Genomic DNA, 12,609 nt, shown 5'->3' on the forward strand with positions numbered 1-12,609 from the left:
CTTTTCGGAAAAAAGCCTTATTCATATGCTTACCGCCAGGGCCTACATTTCATTGGACCTGTACGAAGTTGCGACCCTCAAACTGGAGCGAAAGAAGAATCGTTTCGGTGTTCTTGCAACGACCTGAAATGGAGGTAAAAAAAATGTTAAAAACAGTCATACTGCTCGCTGCGGCGGGTGCGGCGGGTGCGGCGCTTAGTGCCGGAGTTGCCTATGCCGGCATCGGGGCGCGAGATGTCTACACTGACGGCGCCAGCGTGATGGGGCCGCGAGACCCATATACCGATGGGGGCAAGACCACAAAGTTTGACGTCTACTCAGATGGGGCGAAAGTCTCGGATAGACGCGACGTATTCACCGATGGCGCGAGAATCACCAACCGCGACGGACTCGTTAGCGACACCATGTAAGGAACTACAGAAAAAAGTGTCCCCCTCAAAAAATACGTGGCCGGCACTCAGCGTCCCCGGCCACAAACCAGCACCTCCCCCGAGTAACAGCCTCGGGGGATTTTTTTTGCAGTGAGCGGAGCGGCATTGCCGATGCCGCTGCAGCAGCCAACAGAAGAAAAACGCTCCGACCGGTGGCCGGAGCTCAATCGCTGCGGCGGGATCCGACCCTCGCCGCGCGCATCAACCCTCAGTCAGTTGTCCAGAATGCGCCGGGCTGGCCGGATTTCAGTACCGCCATGATGTCGCCGGTGTGCTGGCCGCGCCGTGGGATCACGCCCGCCGCCATGGCCTTGCCGTCGAAACGCGGCGCGGGCGCAGCCTGCAGATGGCCCTCCGCCTCAACGTAGACGCCCCGCGCGACAAGGTGCGGATGCCCGGCGGCCTCTTCGGGGCTCAGCACCGGGCCGAAACACACGTCAGTGTTTTCCAGCAGTGCGCACCATTGCGCGCGAGTCCTGGTGGCAAAGAGTTCTTCAAAGTGCTGATGCAGTTCCGGCCAACGCTCGCGGTCCCATTGCCGGGCGAAACGCGGATCCTCGGTCAGGCCCAGCTTTTCCAGCAGCAGCGCGTAGAACTGCGGCTCGATCGAGCCGAGCGTGACGAACTTCCCGTCCGCGCAGCGGTAGGTCGAATAGAAATGAGAGGCATCGTGGATGTTGTTGCCGCGCTCGCCGGTGATGAAGCCCTTGCGGCGCGTGGACAGCAACAGCTGCAGCATATGGGCCGAGCCATCCACGATTGATGCATCCACCACGGTGCCCTTGCCGGTGGCGCGGGCGTTGAGGATGCCTGACAGCAGCCCCACCGCCAGATAAAGCGCGCCACCGCCAACGTCGCCCACCACGGTAATGGCCGACGATGGCGGCTCTGCCGGCGTGCCATGGTAGTACAGCGCGCCGGAAAGCGAGATGTAGTTGTTGTCATGCCCGGCGGCCTGCGCCATCGGGCCGCTCTGCCCCCACCCTGTCATGCGCCCGTAGACCAGGCGGGGATTGCGTTGCAGGCAGACATCCGGGCCCAGCCCCAGGCGCTCCATGACGCCGGGGCGCATGCCTTCGATCAGCGCGTCGGCATCCTGGATCAGTGCCAGCACCAGCTCACGCCCTTCGGCCGTTTTCAGGTCGGCAACCACCGAGCGCTTGCCCCGGTTCAGCACGTAGCCTTCCGTGGACGGCGCTGCACCGTTGGCCGGCGCCGCGCGTTCCACGGCGATCACATCGGCGCCGAGATCGGCGAGGTGCATCGCGCAGAACGGGCCTGGACCGATTCCGCAAATCTCGACAACTTTTACACCGGAAAGCATGAACGATCCCCCTGATTCAGCATGAAAGTGAAAGTCTTCCGTACAGTACGTTGGAGCTTCGGAGGCTATCAGCCGTCCGGCCGGGCCCGGCCTCCCCGAAACAGGGAGGGGGCGCCCCCGGCCGACGACACCGATCAGTCAAGCGTGATGCGCGCGTTGGCCGCGATCCGTCCCCAGATCTCGGCATCGCGCCGCATCAGCTTCAGGAATGCGTCGGGTTCCAGCGTCCCCGGTTCCAGCCCTTGCTCACGAATTGCCGCTTGCATCGCTGGCTTGGCCAGGATCGCCAGTACCGCTGCGGAAAGCTTGTCCTTCACTGCCTTCGGCGTCGCCGCCGGCACGAACAGGCCATACCAGCCGTTTGGCTCGAAATCGCGGTAGCCCAGTTCGGTAAAGGTCGGCACCTCCGGCAGCAGCGCCAGCCGGCGCTCGCCCGTGACGGCCAGTACCTTGATCTTCGGGGAGTTGAGCGCGGCCTTGCCACTGGCCACATCCACAAACCCGGAACTCACCTGCCCACCCAGCAAGTCCTGGATCAGTGGCGTGCCGCCCTTGTAGGCCACGTGGGTCAGGTCGACGTTCCCCTGCATCCGCAGCAACTCCCCATGCATGTGGGAGGAAGTGCCGTTGCCGTAGGAGCCGTAGCTGATCCTGCCTGGCGTGGCCCTGGCCGCGGATATCAGCTCACTCACGCTGCCAGCGCGAGTGGATACCGGCACAGCGAGTACGTCCGAGGAGAGCGCCAGGCGCGCCAGCGGCGCGAAGTCGCGGAAGGTGTCATAGGGCAGTGACTTGTAGACGCCTTGCAACTGCACCAGCGGCGTGGCGCCCAACAGCAGCGTATAGCCGTCCGGCGCAGTCTTCGCGACCGCCCCTGTGCCAATGGTGCCGCTGGCGCCGGGCTTGTTCTCGACCACCACCGGCTGGCCCCACATCGCCGTCAACTCGCGGCCGAGCAAGCGGGCCACGGTGTCGGACCCGCCTCCGGCCGGAAATGGCACGACCAGCCGGATGGGCTTTTGCGGATAGTCGGAAGCATCCGCCGCGGAACACAAGGCCGGCAGTGCGGTGAGGCAGGCAATCGCGGCCAGCGCGGCACGCCGCCGCTGCGAGGTGATGACAGGCATGGTGGTCCCCAGTAGGCAGGATATGGTCAGTCGATCAGCTCAAACTGCGGCAGGCTCACCTCCGCGCTCACCTGCTCGAACACCACGCGCACCCGCTTGCCGATGGCGATTGCCTCGGCCGGAGCATTGAGGATGTTCGCCATCATGCGCACCCCTTCGTCCAGCTCGACAATGGCCACGGCGTACGGCACGCGCGCCCTCATGAAGGCGTTGGGTGCACGATGGTTGATCGTGAAGGTATAGATCGAGCCAAAGCCGCAGACCTCGGTCCAGTCGACCTGGTCCGATTCGCACGCAAGGCACAGCGTGCGCGGATAGAACTGGCGGTGACCACAGGCGCGGCAGCCCTGCACCACCAACCGGCCCTGCGCCGCCGCATGCCAGTAGCCTTCGGTGATCTCGGTGGGACGCGGCAGGGGACGTTGTGCTTCGCTCATGCTTCAGACTCCGAGGATCATGGTGGTGTTGCAGGAGAAGACCAGTCCGGGCGCATGGCACAGCGCCAGTTCGGCATCGGGCAATTGCCGCTCGCCGCACTCCCCGCGCAACTGGCGCACGGCCTCGATCAGCACGAACATGCCAAACATGCCAGGGTGGCCGTAGGAGAGGCCGCCACCGGAGGTGTTGATGGGGAAGCTGCCACCCGGGCCCAGGGCGCCATCGGCGACGAACGCACCGCCCTCGCCTCGCTTGCAAAAGCCCAGTTCCTCCAGCGACTGGATGACGCCAATCGTGAAGTGGTCATAGATTTGCACCACGTCGATGTCTTCGCGGGTGACGCCAGCCATGCGGAACGCATCGTCCGCCGTCTCGGCGACGCGCGTATCCAGCCAATCAGCCGTGCTGAACGGGGTGTAGTGGTGCGAGAAGGTCTCGGCTGCGCCCATCACATAGACCGGCTTCGACTTCAGGTCTCGGGCACGATCGGCGGAGGTGATGACCAGTGCGCCACCGCCATCCGTGACGAGGCAGCAGTCACGCGTACGCAGCGGCGACGCGATCACGGGCGACGCCATGACCTCCTCGATGCTGGTTTCCTCGCGCCGGTACGCCTTCGGATTCAGTTGCGCCCAGCGCCGCGCCGCCACTGCCACCTCAGCGAGATCCCTGGACGTGGTGCCGTAGCGATGCATGTGCAACTGGGCAACCATTGCGTAGTAGCCGATCGGGCTGAGCTGGCCATAAGGCGCGATGAACTGGCCACGCGGCGAGTCCGGCGTATCTGCGGCGACGGCGCCACTCTTGCGCGAGCCGTCGGACAGTTGCGTACTGCCATAGGTCACCAGCGCCACCGAACACATGCCGGCGGCAATGGCCGCCATCGCATGGCGGATGTGCACCAGGTTGGACATGCCACCCACGTTGCTGGAGTCGACGTACCTTGGCTGGATACCGAGGTATTCGGCCAGCTGCACGGTGGCAAACCGGTCATCGGCATGCGCGAAGACGGCATCCACATCGCGCAGCGACAGCCCCGCGTCCTGCAGGGCCAGCCGTGCGGCCTGCGCCTGCAACTCCAGTGCCGTCTTGCCGGGCACCTTGCCCAGGTCGGATTCCGCGGCACCGACGATGGCGACCGAGCGAGAAAGGTTCTTGGTCATGGTGAATTCAGAGTGCGCGCGCAATGACTTCGCGCATGATTTCGGCCGAACCGCCGTAGATCCGGTTCGGGCGCACGTCGGTGTAGGCACGGGCGATGGGGTATTCGCGCATATAGCCGTAGCCGCCAAAGAACTGCATCAGGTCATCGATGGCGCGCGTCGCCTCGCCAGCCCAGAATTTGGCCATGGCAGCGCCATCCGGCGTCAGCGTGCCGGCCAGGTATTGTTCAAGGCAGCTATCGACGAAGGCACGCGTGGCGCAGGCATGTGTCTTGATTTCAGCCAGGCGGAAGCGGATAAACTGGTTCTCGATCAGCGCCTTATCGAAGGCGCGGCGTTCCTTGACATGCGTGATGGTCCAATCAAGCGCCACCTCCAGCGCCACGGCACAACGCAAAGCGATCAGCACGCGCTCACGCACCAGGCCACTCATGGCGTAGCCGAAGCCGGCATTGCGCTCGCCGACCAGCATGTCGTCCGGCACGAAGACGTCCTCGAAGAAGAGTTCAGCGGTGTCCTGCGCCTTCTGGCCGATCTTGTCCAGCAGGCGACCGCGGCTGAATCCGGGGCTGGTGGTGTCGACCCAGAACAGGCTGATGCCGCGCGCACCGGCCGCCGGCTCTGTCTTGGCGAACACCAGCACGCGGTCGGCGTGGTAGCCGTTGGTGATAAAGGTCTTCTGACCGTTGAGCCGGTAACCACCATCCACCTTGACAGCGCTGGTGCGGATGGCCTTCAGGTCGCTGCCCGCCCCCGGCTCAGTCATCGCGATCGAGCCAACCACATCGCCGCTGGCCATGCGCGGCAGGAACTCACGCTTTTGCGCCTCGGTGCCAAACTCCAGCAGGTACGGCGCGACGTTCTCCGAGTGCGTGGTGAACCCGGTCACGCCGCTGGCCAGGGCCCGGGCGATTTCTTCCACCACGATGACGCTGTGCAGGAAGTCGCCGCCGGCACCGCCGTAGGCTTCGGGCAAGCCGGGGCACAGCAGGCCGTGGGCGCCGGCATCGCGCCAGAGGCCGCGCGGAACCAGGCCGGCAGCTTCCCATTCGGCGTGTCCAGGCATGACCTTGTCAGCCAGGAAACGGGCGACGCTGTCGCGATACATCTCGTGCTCCGGCGCGAACATCTTGCGCGGCGCGTGGTAGCTGGCTTCTTGTCGGGACATGGCATCAGGTGCGCTTAATGCGCGATTCGGTTTTCGGTTGGCCAGTAGCTGGCCTTGACGGCACGCTTGAGCAGCTTGCCGGTTTCGGTGCGCGGCAGCGCCGCGACGAAGTCGACTGAGCGCGGGCATTTGATCGGGGAGATCCTGCTGCGGCAAAGCGCAATCAGTTCTTCAGCCAGCGCCGGCGACGCCCCCTCCGGCTCGTGCAACTGGACCACCGCCTTCACTTCCTCGCCGAACTCGGTATTTGGCACGCCGACCACCGCCACGTCGAAGACTGCCGGATGGCTCATCAGCACGTTCTCGGATTCCTGCGGATAGATGTTGACGCCGCCCGAGACAATGGTGTTGGCAAGGCGGTCCGTGAGATAAAGGAAGCCATCGGCATCGACGTAGCCGACGTCCCCATACGTGGCCCACCCACGGTCGTTATAGACCTGCCGGGTTTTCTCCGGATCATTGTGGTAGGCAAAGGTCCCGCCGCCGGAGAAGTAGACAACGCCGGTCTGGCCCTGCGGCACTTCATTGCCATCGTCGCCGACGATGTGTACCTGCCCGAATTCGGGCCGTCCGACCGCCCCCTTGTGCGCGAGCCATTCCACGGAGTCCAGCGAGGTGCGCCCGACCAGTTCGGTGCCGCTGTAGAACTCATAGAGGATCGGTCCCCACCAGTCGATCATCTGCTGCTTGACTGAGATCGGACACGGCGCGGCGGCGTGGATCGCATAGCGCATGGTGGACAGGTTGAAGCGATCGCGCTCAGCAGTGGTCAGGCGCAGCAAGCGCACGAACATCGTCGGCACCCACTGGCTATGGGTCACGCCGTAGCGCGCGATCGCATCCAGCGCCGCCAGCGGCTCGAACTTCTCCATCAGGATCGACGTGCCACCGGCCCGCATCGTGGCCATGTTCCAGCGTACCGGGGCAGTGTGATAGAACGGCGCGGTCGACAGATAGACCGTGTCGCGGTCCAACGACTTCCAGCCCAGGCGAGGGTCATCACCGGTGCGGAAGAAAGCGTTGGCGCCTTGCAGTGGCCGCTTGATGCCCTTGGGCCTGCCTGTGGTGCCGGACGAGTATGAGAAGTCAGTTCCCTCTATCGTGCGCGGCAACTTGACATCGGCCGGCATCTGCTCCAGCCACGCTTCGTAGTTGCTGTAACCCGGCTCGCAGCCATCTAGCAGCACCCGCGTGACCCGAAGCGATGCCAGGTCGCCAAGGGTCTGCGCCGAGCAAAACAGCACCCGGGCGCCGCAGTCCTGCACGATGTACTCCACCTCGTCGGCTTTCAGGTGACGGCTGATCGTGGTGTAGTACAAGCCAATGCGGTGCGCGGCCCAGAGGATCTCGAAATAGCGGATATGGTTCTCCAGCAGCACCGCTATGCCGTCGCCTTCGCGCAGGCCAGCGGCCAGCAGCGCGGCAGCGCACCGGCGCGAACGCTGCTCCAGCTCAGCCCACGTCACCGCCTGGCCGGACGGCACCATGCGGTAGGCAACCCGGTCGGGCGTGGCACGGGCGAATTGCTCGATCACGGACATCTTGACTCCTTGATTACGTATGCAGGTCGGCGACGCCGTGGCTGAGCACGACCACATTGCGCTCATCGGCGAGCGCACGGAACTGGACCTGCCCTTCGCCGCGCCACATCTCCACGCGCAGCGTTTCACCAGGCACGAATGGCGATGAAAAACGCACCGAAAGACTGGCCAGGCGCGACGGATCACCACCGCAAGCCTGCTTCAGCAGCGCCCGGCATGCCATGCCGTAAGTGCAAAGGCCATGCAGGATCGGCCGCGCGAAGCCCGCCTGCCGGGCGGCGGCGGGCAGCGCGTGGATGGGATTGCGATCGCCATTGAGGCGGTACAGCAAGGCCGCGGAAGGCTGGGTCGGCATCGACATGGTCATGTCAGGCGCGCGCTCCGGCACCGCGGGCAATGGTTCGAGCGGTGCATCGCCGGGCGTGGCGGCGGAGGCAAAGCCACCGTCGGCCCGGCAGAACGACACATGCTCGACGGTCGCCAGCAACTCGCCGCTGGCCTGGTCCTCGATGCGCCGCTCAGTGACCACCAGCGCGCCCTTGCCAGCGCCCTTGTCCACCACGCGGCTGACGCGCGTCTGGCTGCGTACCGCGCCAGACGCCGCGGGCACCGCAAAAAAGCGCATCCGGTGCTCGCCGTGCAGGATCTGCATCCAGTCGATGCCCGTACCCGGGTCGCTTGCCCACGCACCCGGCGCGCCGACGGTGGCGAGGAAGGTGGGCACCACGCTCAGTCCTTCCTCAAAGACAAAGGGCAAGTCCGCCTCGTCCATCGGATCGGTGCCGAAGCCGACGCTCAGCGCATAGCGAATGCTGTCATTCGCCGCATAGCTGGAAACCTGGTCAAAGAACGCCCACGAGCGCAGGCGGTGATAGTCGATGGCCATCGCTGCGTACCTCCGTTTTCAGATCGGGTCCCAGGAAAACACTTCGGGCGAGCGCTCCAGCGGCGTGAAGGCGCGCTTCACCGCCGGCACGGCATGTTCCGCCAGCGTCTCCAGCGTCCAGCCTTCGGCGCGATGCACCGACGCCACCGGGCGCGGCTGGCTCATGACGATCAGTTCATTGCCGCGCACGGCCAGCACCTGGCCATTGACGTCGGCCGAAGCATCGCCGGACAGGAACGCGGCAACCGGGGCAACCTGCTCTGGCTTCATCGCCTGCATCCGCGCAAGGCGCTTCTTCTCGGCCTCGGTTTCGCTGGGCAGCGTACCGATCAGGCGGCTCCAGGCGAACGGCGCAATGCAGTTGGAACGGACATTGAAGCGGGCCATGTCCAGGGCAATCGACTTCGACAGGGCCACGATGCCAAGCTTGGCGGCGGCGTAGTTGGCCTGGCCGAAATTGCCGACCAGGCCGGCAGTCGATGTCATGTGGACGAACGTGCCGCTTTGCTGTTCCTTGAAATAAGGCGCCGCGGCACGGCTGACAAAGTAAGCGCCGCCCAGGTGCACATCCAGTACCGCCTGCCATTCGGCGGTGCTCATCTTGTGGAAGATGCGGTCGCGCAGGATGCCGGCGTTGTTGATCACGCCATCGATGCGGCCAAACTCGCGGATGGCGGTATCGACAATGGCCTGCGCGCTCTCGGCCGTCGCGACCGAATCGGTGCTCGCCGCAGCCTTCCCGCCGGCTGCACGGATCTCGTCAACCACCTTCTGGGCTGGTCCGGCATCACTGCCCTCCCCACTGCCGCTGGAGCCCAGGTCGTTGACAACCACCCTGGCGCCCTGCGCGCCGAGCAGCATGGCAATGGCACGGCCGATGCCATTGCCGGCTCCGGTGACGACGATGACTTTGTCCTTGAAATTGTTTTGCATGGCGTTGTCTGCAAGAAGAGAGTGATGAATTTGTTCGCGCTTACTCGGGCTTGATGTTTCCGTCCTTGATGACCTGCTCCCAGCGGGCCTTTTCGGCGCGCACGAAGCTGTCGAACTGCCGCGTCGATCCGCCTGCCGCCGTACCACCCTGCTGCGCCAGCTTCTCGCGCAGTGCAGGATCAGCCAGCGCCTTGTTGACGGCAACGTTCAACGCCTGCACCACCGCAGGCGGCGTCCTGGATGAGACGAACAGGCCGAGCCAGACGGAAACGTCGAAATCGCGGTAACCGGATTCGGCCATGGTCGGCGTATCCGGGAGCTCCGGGGCACGCTGCCTGGTCGTGACGGCAAGCGCGCGCAGCTTGCCGGCGCGGACCAGCGGCAGCGCGGTGATGAGGTTGTCCACCATGAAATCGACTTGCCCTGCCACCAGGTCGGTCAGCGCCGGTGATGCGCCCCGATAGATCACGTCGACGGCGGTAATGCCGGCACGCTGCTTCAGCAGGTCCCCGGCGAGATGGCCGGAAGAGCCACTCGTCGACACGGCCATGGACAAGCCGTTGGGGCGCGTCCTGGCATAGGCCGTCAGCTCGGCAATGGTCTTGACCGGCAGTTTCGGGTTGACCACCACAACGTCCGGCATCGTCAGCACATGCGCCACAGGTGCAAAGTCTTCGAACTTGTAAGGCAGCTTGTCGTGCAACGCGTAGTTGGCCGCATTGGGGCCAAGGCTGCCCATCACCAGCGTGTGGCCGTCCGGTTCCGCGCGCAGCATGGCCTGCATCCCGATCACGCCACCCGCGCCAGGCAGGTTCTCCACGACAACGGGCTGCCCCAGTTGCTCAGACAGCGTCTTGCCGAGCAGGCGGCTGGTCAGGTCGAGGATGCCGCCGGGCGAACTGGGCGCGATCAGGCGCAAGGGACGTTTGGCCTGGAAGGTCTCGGGGGACGGATTGGCGAATGCAAGGCCCGAGGTGGACACGACAGCAAGGCAGGCTAGCGCCTGGCAAAGAAAACGCCGCTTCATGGTTGTCTCCTGTTTAATTTTTTCGGACATTTATGTCCGCCTAGCGGTCATTATTGCCCGTTTTTCCGAACTTTACGTCCGGCCTTGCTACAATGTCAACCTGAAATCAGACCAATGACCTGGCTCGCACAGACATGACTACTACCGACAACGATGGCTTCGTACGCTCTTTTGCTCGCGGATTGGCCGTTATCCACGCACTCGGGCGCAGCGGCACGCACACCGTTGCCAGCATCACGGCATCCACTGGCCTGCCGCGGACCGTGGTGCGCCGGATCCTGCTGACGCTGTGCGAGTTGGGTTATGCGGCGGAATCCGAAACGCGGGGTTTTCGCCTGACGCCGAAGATCCTTACCCTCGGCATGACCTACCTGACCTCGCTGCCCTTCTGGGGGCACGCGCAACGCGCGCTGGAAACCCTGTGGACGCAGGTCACGGAGTCGTGCGGCATGTGTGTGTTCGACGGGCACGATGCGGTGTATGTCCTGCGCATTCCGTCGCTCAAGATCCGCTCATTGGGACTTGGCGTGGGCAGCCATGTGCCGGCCTTCGCCACGGCGCCAGGCCGGGCGGTACTGGGCTTCCAGACCACGGAATTCCTCGCGCAGTTTCTGGACGAGGCCTCCCTGCGCGCCTACACGGACCGCACCGTGCACGACAAGGCGGCATTGCTTGAAGCGTTCGCTGCCGTGCGCCGCGATGGCTATGCGTGGGTGGATGGAGAATTCGACCAGCACATCGCAGGCCTGGCGGTACCGGTGCGCGACGAGCACCACAACGTGGTGGCATCCATCAGCGTCAACCTGCCCTCGGGCGAAGTCACGCGGGAGGAAGCGGTGAAGCGCTTCCTGCCCCCCTTGCGAGCCGCTGCGGAACAATTGACTGGCCTGGCGCCGGCATTCCTGAATCCAGTCGTGGTGCCGATGCAGCGTGAAGCAGCGATCAGCTGATGCAGCCTTGAGCAAGGCCGCCTGCCGGCGAGCTCCTACTTCCAGTGTTGCTTGCGAAGTTCGTGCTTGAGCACCTTGCCAACGCTCGACAAAGGCAACGCCTCCACGAATTCGACGCTGCGAGGGACTTTGTAGCTGGCAATGCGTTCGCGGCAGTGGGACTGGATCGTCTCCAATGTCGCACTGGCTCCCTGCCTGAGCACGATGACAGCATGCACGGACTCGCCCCATTTTTCGTGTGGCACGCCAATGACTGCCGACTGCGCGACCGCAGGATGGCTCGCCAGCGCCGCCTCGACCTCCGCCGAGTAGACGTTTTCGCCGCCCGAGATGATCATGTCCTTGATGCGGTCGCACAGGAACACGAAGCCGTCTTCATCCATGTAGCCGCCGTCACCGGTATGCATCCAGCCGTTACGGACGGCTGCAGCGGTCTGCTCGGGCTGGTTCCAGTAGCCCAGCATCACGCCGGGGCCGCGCACCGCGATCTCGCCGACCATGCCGCGCGGCACCTCGTTGCCCTCAGGATCGACGATCCTGACCTCAGTGGTGAACGCCGGCAGGCCGACCGAACGCATGCGGCCGTTGGCCAGCGATTCCTCGTTGTGGTACTCCGGCCCCAGCAAGGTCGCCACTGGCGACAGCTCGGTCATCCCATAGCCCTGGCTGAATCCGGCCTTCGGGAACGCGGCGCGTGCGCGCTGCAGCAGCGTCAGCGACATCGGCGACGCGCCATAGCGCAGCGCGCGCAGCGACGAGACATCCGGCGTCGCGGCACGCTCCGGATGCTGGTCGAGCCAGTCCAGGCACATCTGGATCATGGTTGGCGCCAGCAGCAGGTCTGTGACCTGGTCTCGCGCGACGGCTTGCATGACGCGACCCGGGTCGAACGCGTCCATCGGGACGTGCGTGCCGTTGGCCAGGAATACAGTGTTGATCGCAGACAGGCACGCCAGGTGGAACATCGGCATGACATGCAACATCGTACCGCCGAGGGTCGCCGTGCCGGCCATCAGGCCATTGCTCGCTGACGAAACCAGGTTGCCATGGCTCAGCATCACACCCTTGGGAAAGCCTGTGGTGCCGCCGGTATAAAAGATGCCGGCAAGATCGCTGCCCCGGCGCAGGCGGTCTTCCATCGGCTGGTTTTCCGCAATCAGCACCTCGTACGAGATCATGCCCGGCGGGACCTCGCCGTCGCCCGCATAGATGACGTGCCGCAGGCCCTTGCTGTCCGCAGCCACCCTGGCGGCCACTGTCTTGAACGTGTCGTCGACGATCAGCACTGATGTGCCCGAATCCTCAAACGAGTAGAGGATCTCCGCCGCGCTCCAGCGGATGTTGACCGGGTTCAGCACGGCGCCGGCCCAGGGCACTGCCATGTAGTACTCGATATAGCGCGCCGAGTTGAGCGAGAACATCGCGACGCGGTCGCCGTCCTCGACACCCAGCTTGCGCAGGCCTGCGGCCAGCCGCGCGACGCGCTCCCCCAGCCCGGCAAAGGTCAAGCTGCGGCCCATGTAGCGCACCGCTTCGGCATTGGGTCGCTGCTGCATGGAACGGTGCAGCGCCTGGGTCATGTACATGTCTGGGTCTCCGTCATCCGCCGCATGCCCTGGCG

Annotated in this window: 12 protein-coding genes; 2 read left to right on the forward strand and 10 right to left on the reverse strand. The window is 64.7% G+C overall.

Features of this window, described 5'->3' with window-relative positions:
* Positions 1 to 143 precede the first annotated feature (143 nt).
* Complete coding sequence (locus ACW4E8_RS06210) at positions 144 to 410, forward strand: hypothetical protein (protein ID WP_456803783.1); 267 nt, start codon at positions 144 to 146, stop codon at positions 408 to 410.
* A 229-nt stretch (positions 411 to 639) separates the two neighbouring features.
* Here ACW4E8_RS06210 and ACW4E8_RS06215 read toward each other — a convergent pair whose 3' ends face one another.
* The 9 genes from ACW4E8_RS06215 to ACW4E8_RS06255 all read right to left on the reverse strand — a co-directional run bounded on the left by ACW4E8_RS06215 (position 640) and on the right by ACW4E8_RS06255 (position 10,038).
* Complete coding sequence (locus ACW4E8_RS06215) at positions 640 to 1,755, reverse strand: CaiB/BaiF CoA transferase family protein (protein ID WP_456803709.1); 1,116 nt, start codon at positions 1,753 to 1,755, stop codon at positions 640 to 642.
* 134 nt (positions 1,756 to 1,889) lie between these two features.
* Entirely contained in the window at positions 1,890 to 2,882 is a 993-nt protein-coding gene (locus ACW4E8_RS06220; RefSeq protein WP_456803710.1) for a Bug family tripartite tricarboxylate transporter substrate binding protein, read from the reverse strand.
* Positions 2,883 to 2,908: 26 nt separating this feature from the next.
* Entirely contained in the window at positions 2,909 to 3,319 is a 411-nt protein-coding gene (locus ACW4E8_RS06225) for a Zn-ribbon domain-containing OB-fold protein (protein ID WP_456803711.1), read from the reverse strand.
* A gap of 3 nt (positions 3,320 to 3,322) precedes the next feature.
* Entirely contained in the window at positions 3,323 to 4,483 is a 1,161-nt protein-coding gene (locus tag ACW4E8_RS06230; protein ID WP_456803712.1) for an acetyl-CoA acetyltransferase, read from the reverse strand.
* 7 nt (positions 4,484 to 4,490) lie between these two features.
* A complete protein-coding gene (locus tag ACW4E8_RS06235; RefSeq protein ID WP_456803713.1) occupies positions 4,491 to 5,651 on the reverse strand; it encodes an acyl-CoA dehydrogenase family protein in 1,161 nt (386 codons plus the stop codon).
* Between the two features lie 14 nt (positions 5,652 to 5,665).
* Positions 5,666 to 7,192: an acyl-CoA synthetase gene (locus ACW4E8_RS06240; protein WP_456803714.1), complete on the reverse strand. Its 1,527-nt coding sequence runs from the start codon at positions 7,190 to 7,192 to the stop codon at positions 5,666 to 5,668.
* Between the two features lie 13 nt (positions 7,193 to 7,205).
* On the reverse strand, positions 7,206 to 8,078 hold the full coding sequence (locus ACW4E8_RS06245; protein WP_456803715.1) for a MaoC/PaaZ C-terminal domain-containing protein: 873 nt from the start codon (positions 8,076 to 8,078) through the stop codon (positions 7,206 to 7,208).
* 18 nt (positions 8,079 to 8,096) lie between these two features.
* Entirely contained in the window at positions 8,097 to 9,011 is a 915-nt protein-coding gene (locus tag ACW4E8_RS06250; RefSeq protein ID WP_456803716.1) for an SDR family NAD(P)-dependent oxidoreductase, read from the reverse strand.
* 40 nt (positions 9,012 to 9,051) lie between these two features.
* The gene (locus ACW4E8_RS06255; protein ID WP_456803717.1) at positions 9,052 to 10,038 is read right to left on the reverse strand and encodes a Bug family tripartite tricarboxylate transporter substrate binding protein; all 987 of its coding nucleotides are present in this window, start codon (positions 10,036 to 10,038) and stop codon (positions 9,052 to 9,054) included.
* Positions 10,039 to 10,172: 134 nt separating this feature from the next.
* Here ACW4E8_RS06255 and ACW4E8_RS06260 point away from each other — a divergent pair, with 134 nt between their 5' ends.
* Positions 10,173 to 10,988, forward strand: a complete 816-nt coding sequence (locus ACW4E8_RS06260; RefSeq protein ID WP_456803718.1) for an IclR family transcriptional regulator domain-containing protein — start codon at positions 10,173 to 10,175, stop codon at positions 10,986 to 10,988.
* A gap of 35 nt (positions 10,989 to 11,023) precedes the next feature.
* Here the strand turns inward: ACW4E8_RS06260 and ACW4E8_RS06265 are convergent, their stop codons facing one another.
* The gene (locus ACW4E8_RS06265; protein ID WP_456803719.1) at positions 11,024 to 12,574 is read right to left on the reverse strand and encodes an acyl-CoA synthetase; all 1,551 of its coding nucleotides are present in this window, start codon (positions 12,572 to 12,574) and stop codon (positions 11,024 to 11,026) included.
* Positions 12,575 to 12,609: the final 35 nt, after the last annotated feature.

This window comes from Cupriavidus sp. CP313 (assembly GCF_054072015.1).

Excerpts from the sequence above, each read along its gene's own strand:
- ACW4E8_RS06255 (WP_456803717.1), bottom strand. The coding sequence starts at position 10,038 with ATGAAGCGGCGTTTTCTTTGCCAGGCGCTAGCCTGCCTTGCTGTCGTG.
- ACW4E8_RS06240 (WP_456803714.1), bottom strand. The coding sequence starts at position 7,192 with ATGTCCGTGATCGAGCAATTCGCCCGTGCCACGCCCGACCGGGTTGCC.
- ACW4E8_RS06230 (WP_456803712.1), bottom strand. The coding sequence starts at position 4,483 with ATGACCAAGAACCTTTCTCGCTCGGTCGCCATCGTCGGTGCCGCGGAA.
- ACW4E8_RS06210 (WP_456803783.1), top strand. The coding sequence starts at position 144 with ATGTTAAAAACAGTCATACTGCTCGCTGCGGCGGGTGCGGCGGGTGCG.
- ACW4E8_RS06250 (WP_456803716.1), bottom strand. The coding sequence starts at position 9,011 with ATGCAAAACAATTTCAAGGACAAAGTCATCGTCGTCACCGGAGCCGGC.
- ACW4E8_RS06245 (WP_456803715.1), bottom strand. The coding sequence starts at position 8,078 with ATGGCCATCGACTATCACCGCCTGCGCTCGTGGGCGTTCTTTGACCAG.
- ACW4E8_RS06215 (WP_456803709.1), bottom strand. The coding sequence starts at position 1,755 with ATGCTTTCCGGTGTAAAAGTTGTCGAGATTTGCGGAATCGGTCCAGGC.
- ACW4E8_RS06260 (WP_456803718.1), top strand. The coding sequence starts at position 10,173 with ATGACTACTACCGACAACGATGGCTTCGTACGCTCTTTTGCTCGCGGA.
- ACW4E8_RS06235 (WP_456803713.1), bottom strand. The coding sequence starts at position 5,651 with ATGTCCCGACAAGAAGCCAGCTACCACGCGCCGCGCAAGATGTTCGCG.
- ACW4E8_RS06225 (WP_456803711.1), bottom strand. The coding sequence starts at position 3,319 with ATGAGCGAAGCACAACGTCCCCTGCCGCGTCCCACCGAGATCACCGAA.
- ACW4E8_RS06265 (WP_456803719.1), bottom strand. The coding sequence starts at position 12,574 with ATGTACATGACCCAGGCGCTGCACCGTTCCATGCAGCAGCGACCCAAT.
- ACW4E8_RS06220 (WP_456803710.1), bottom strand. The coding sequence starts at position 2,882 with ATGCCTGTCATCACCTCGCAGCGGCGGCGTGCCGCGCTGGCCGCGATT.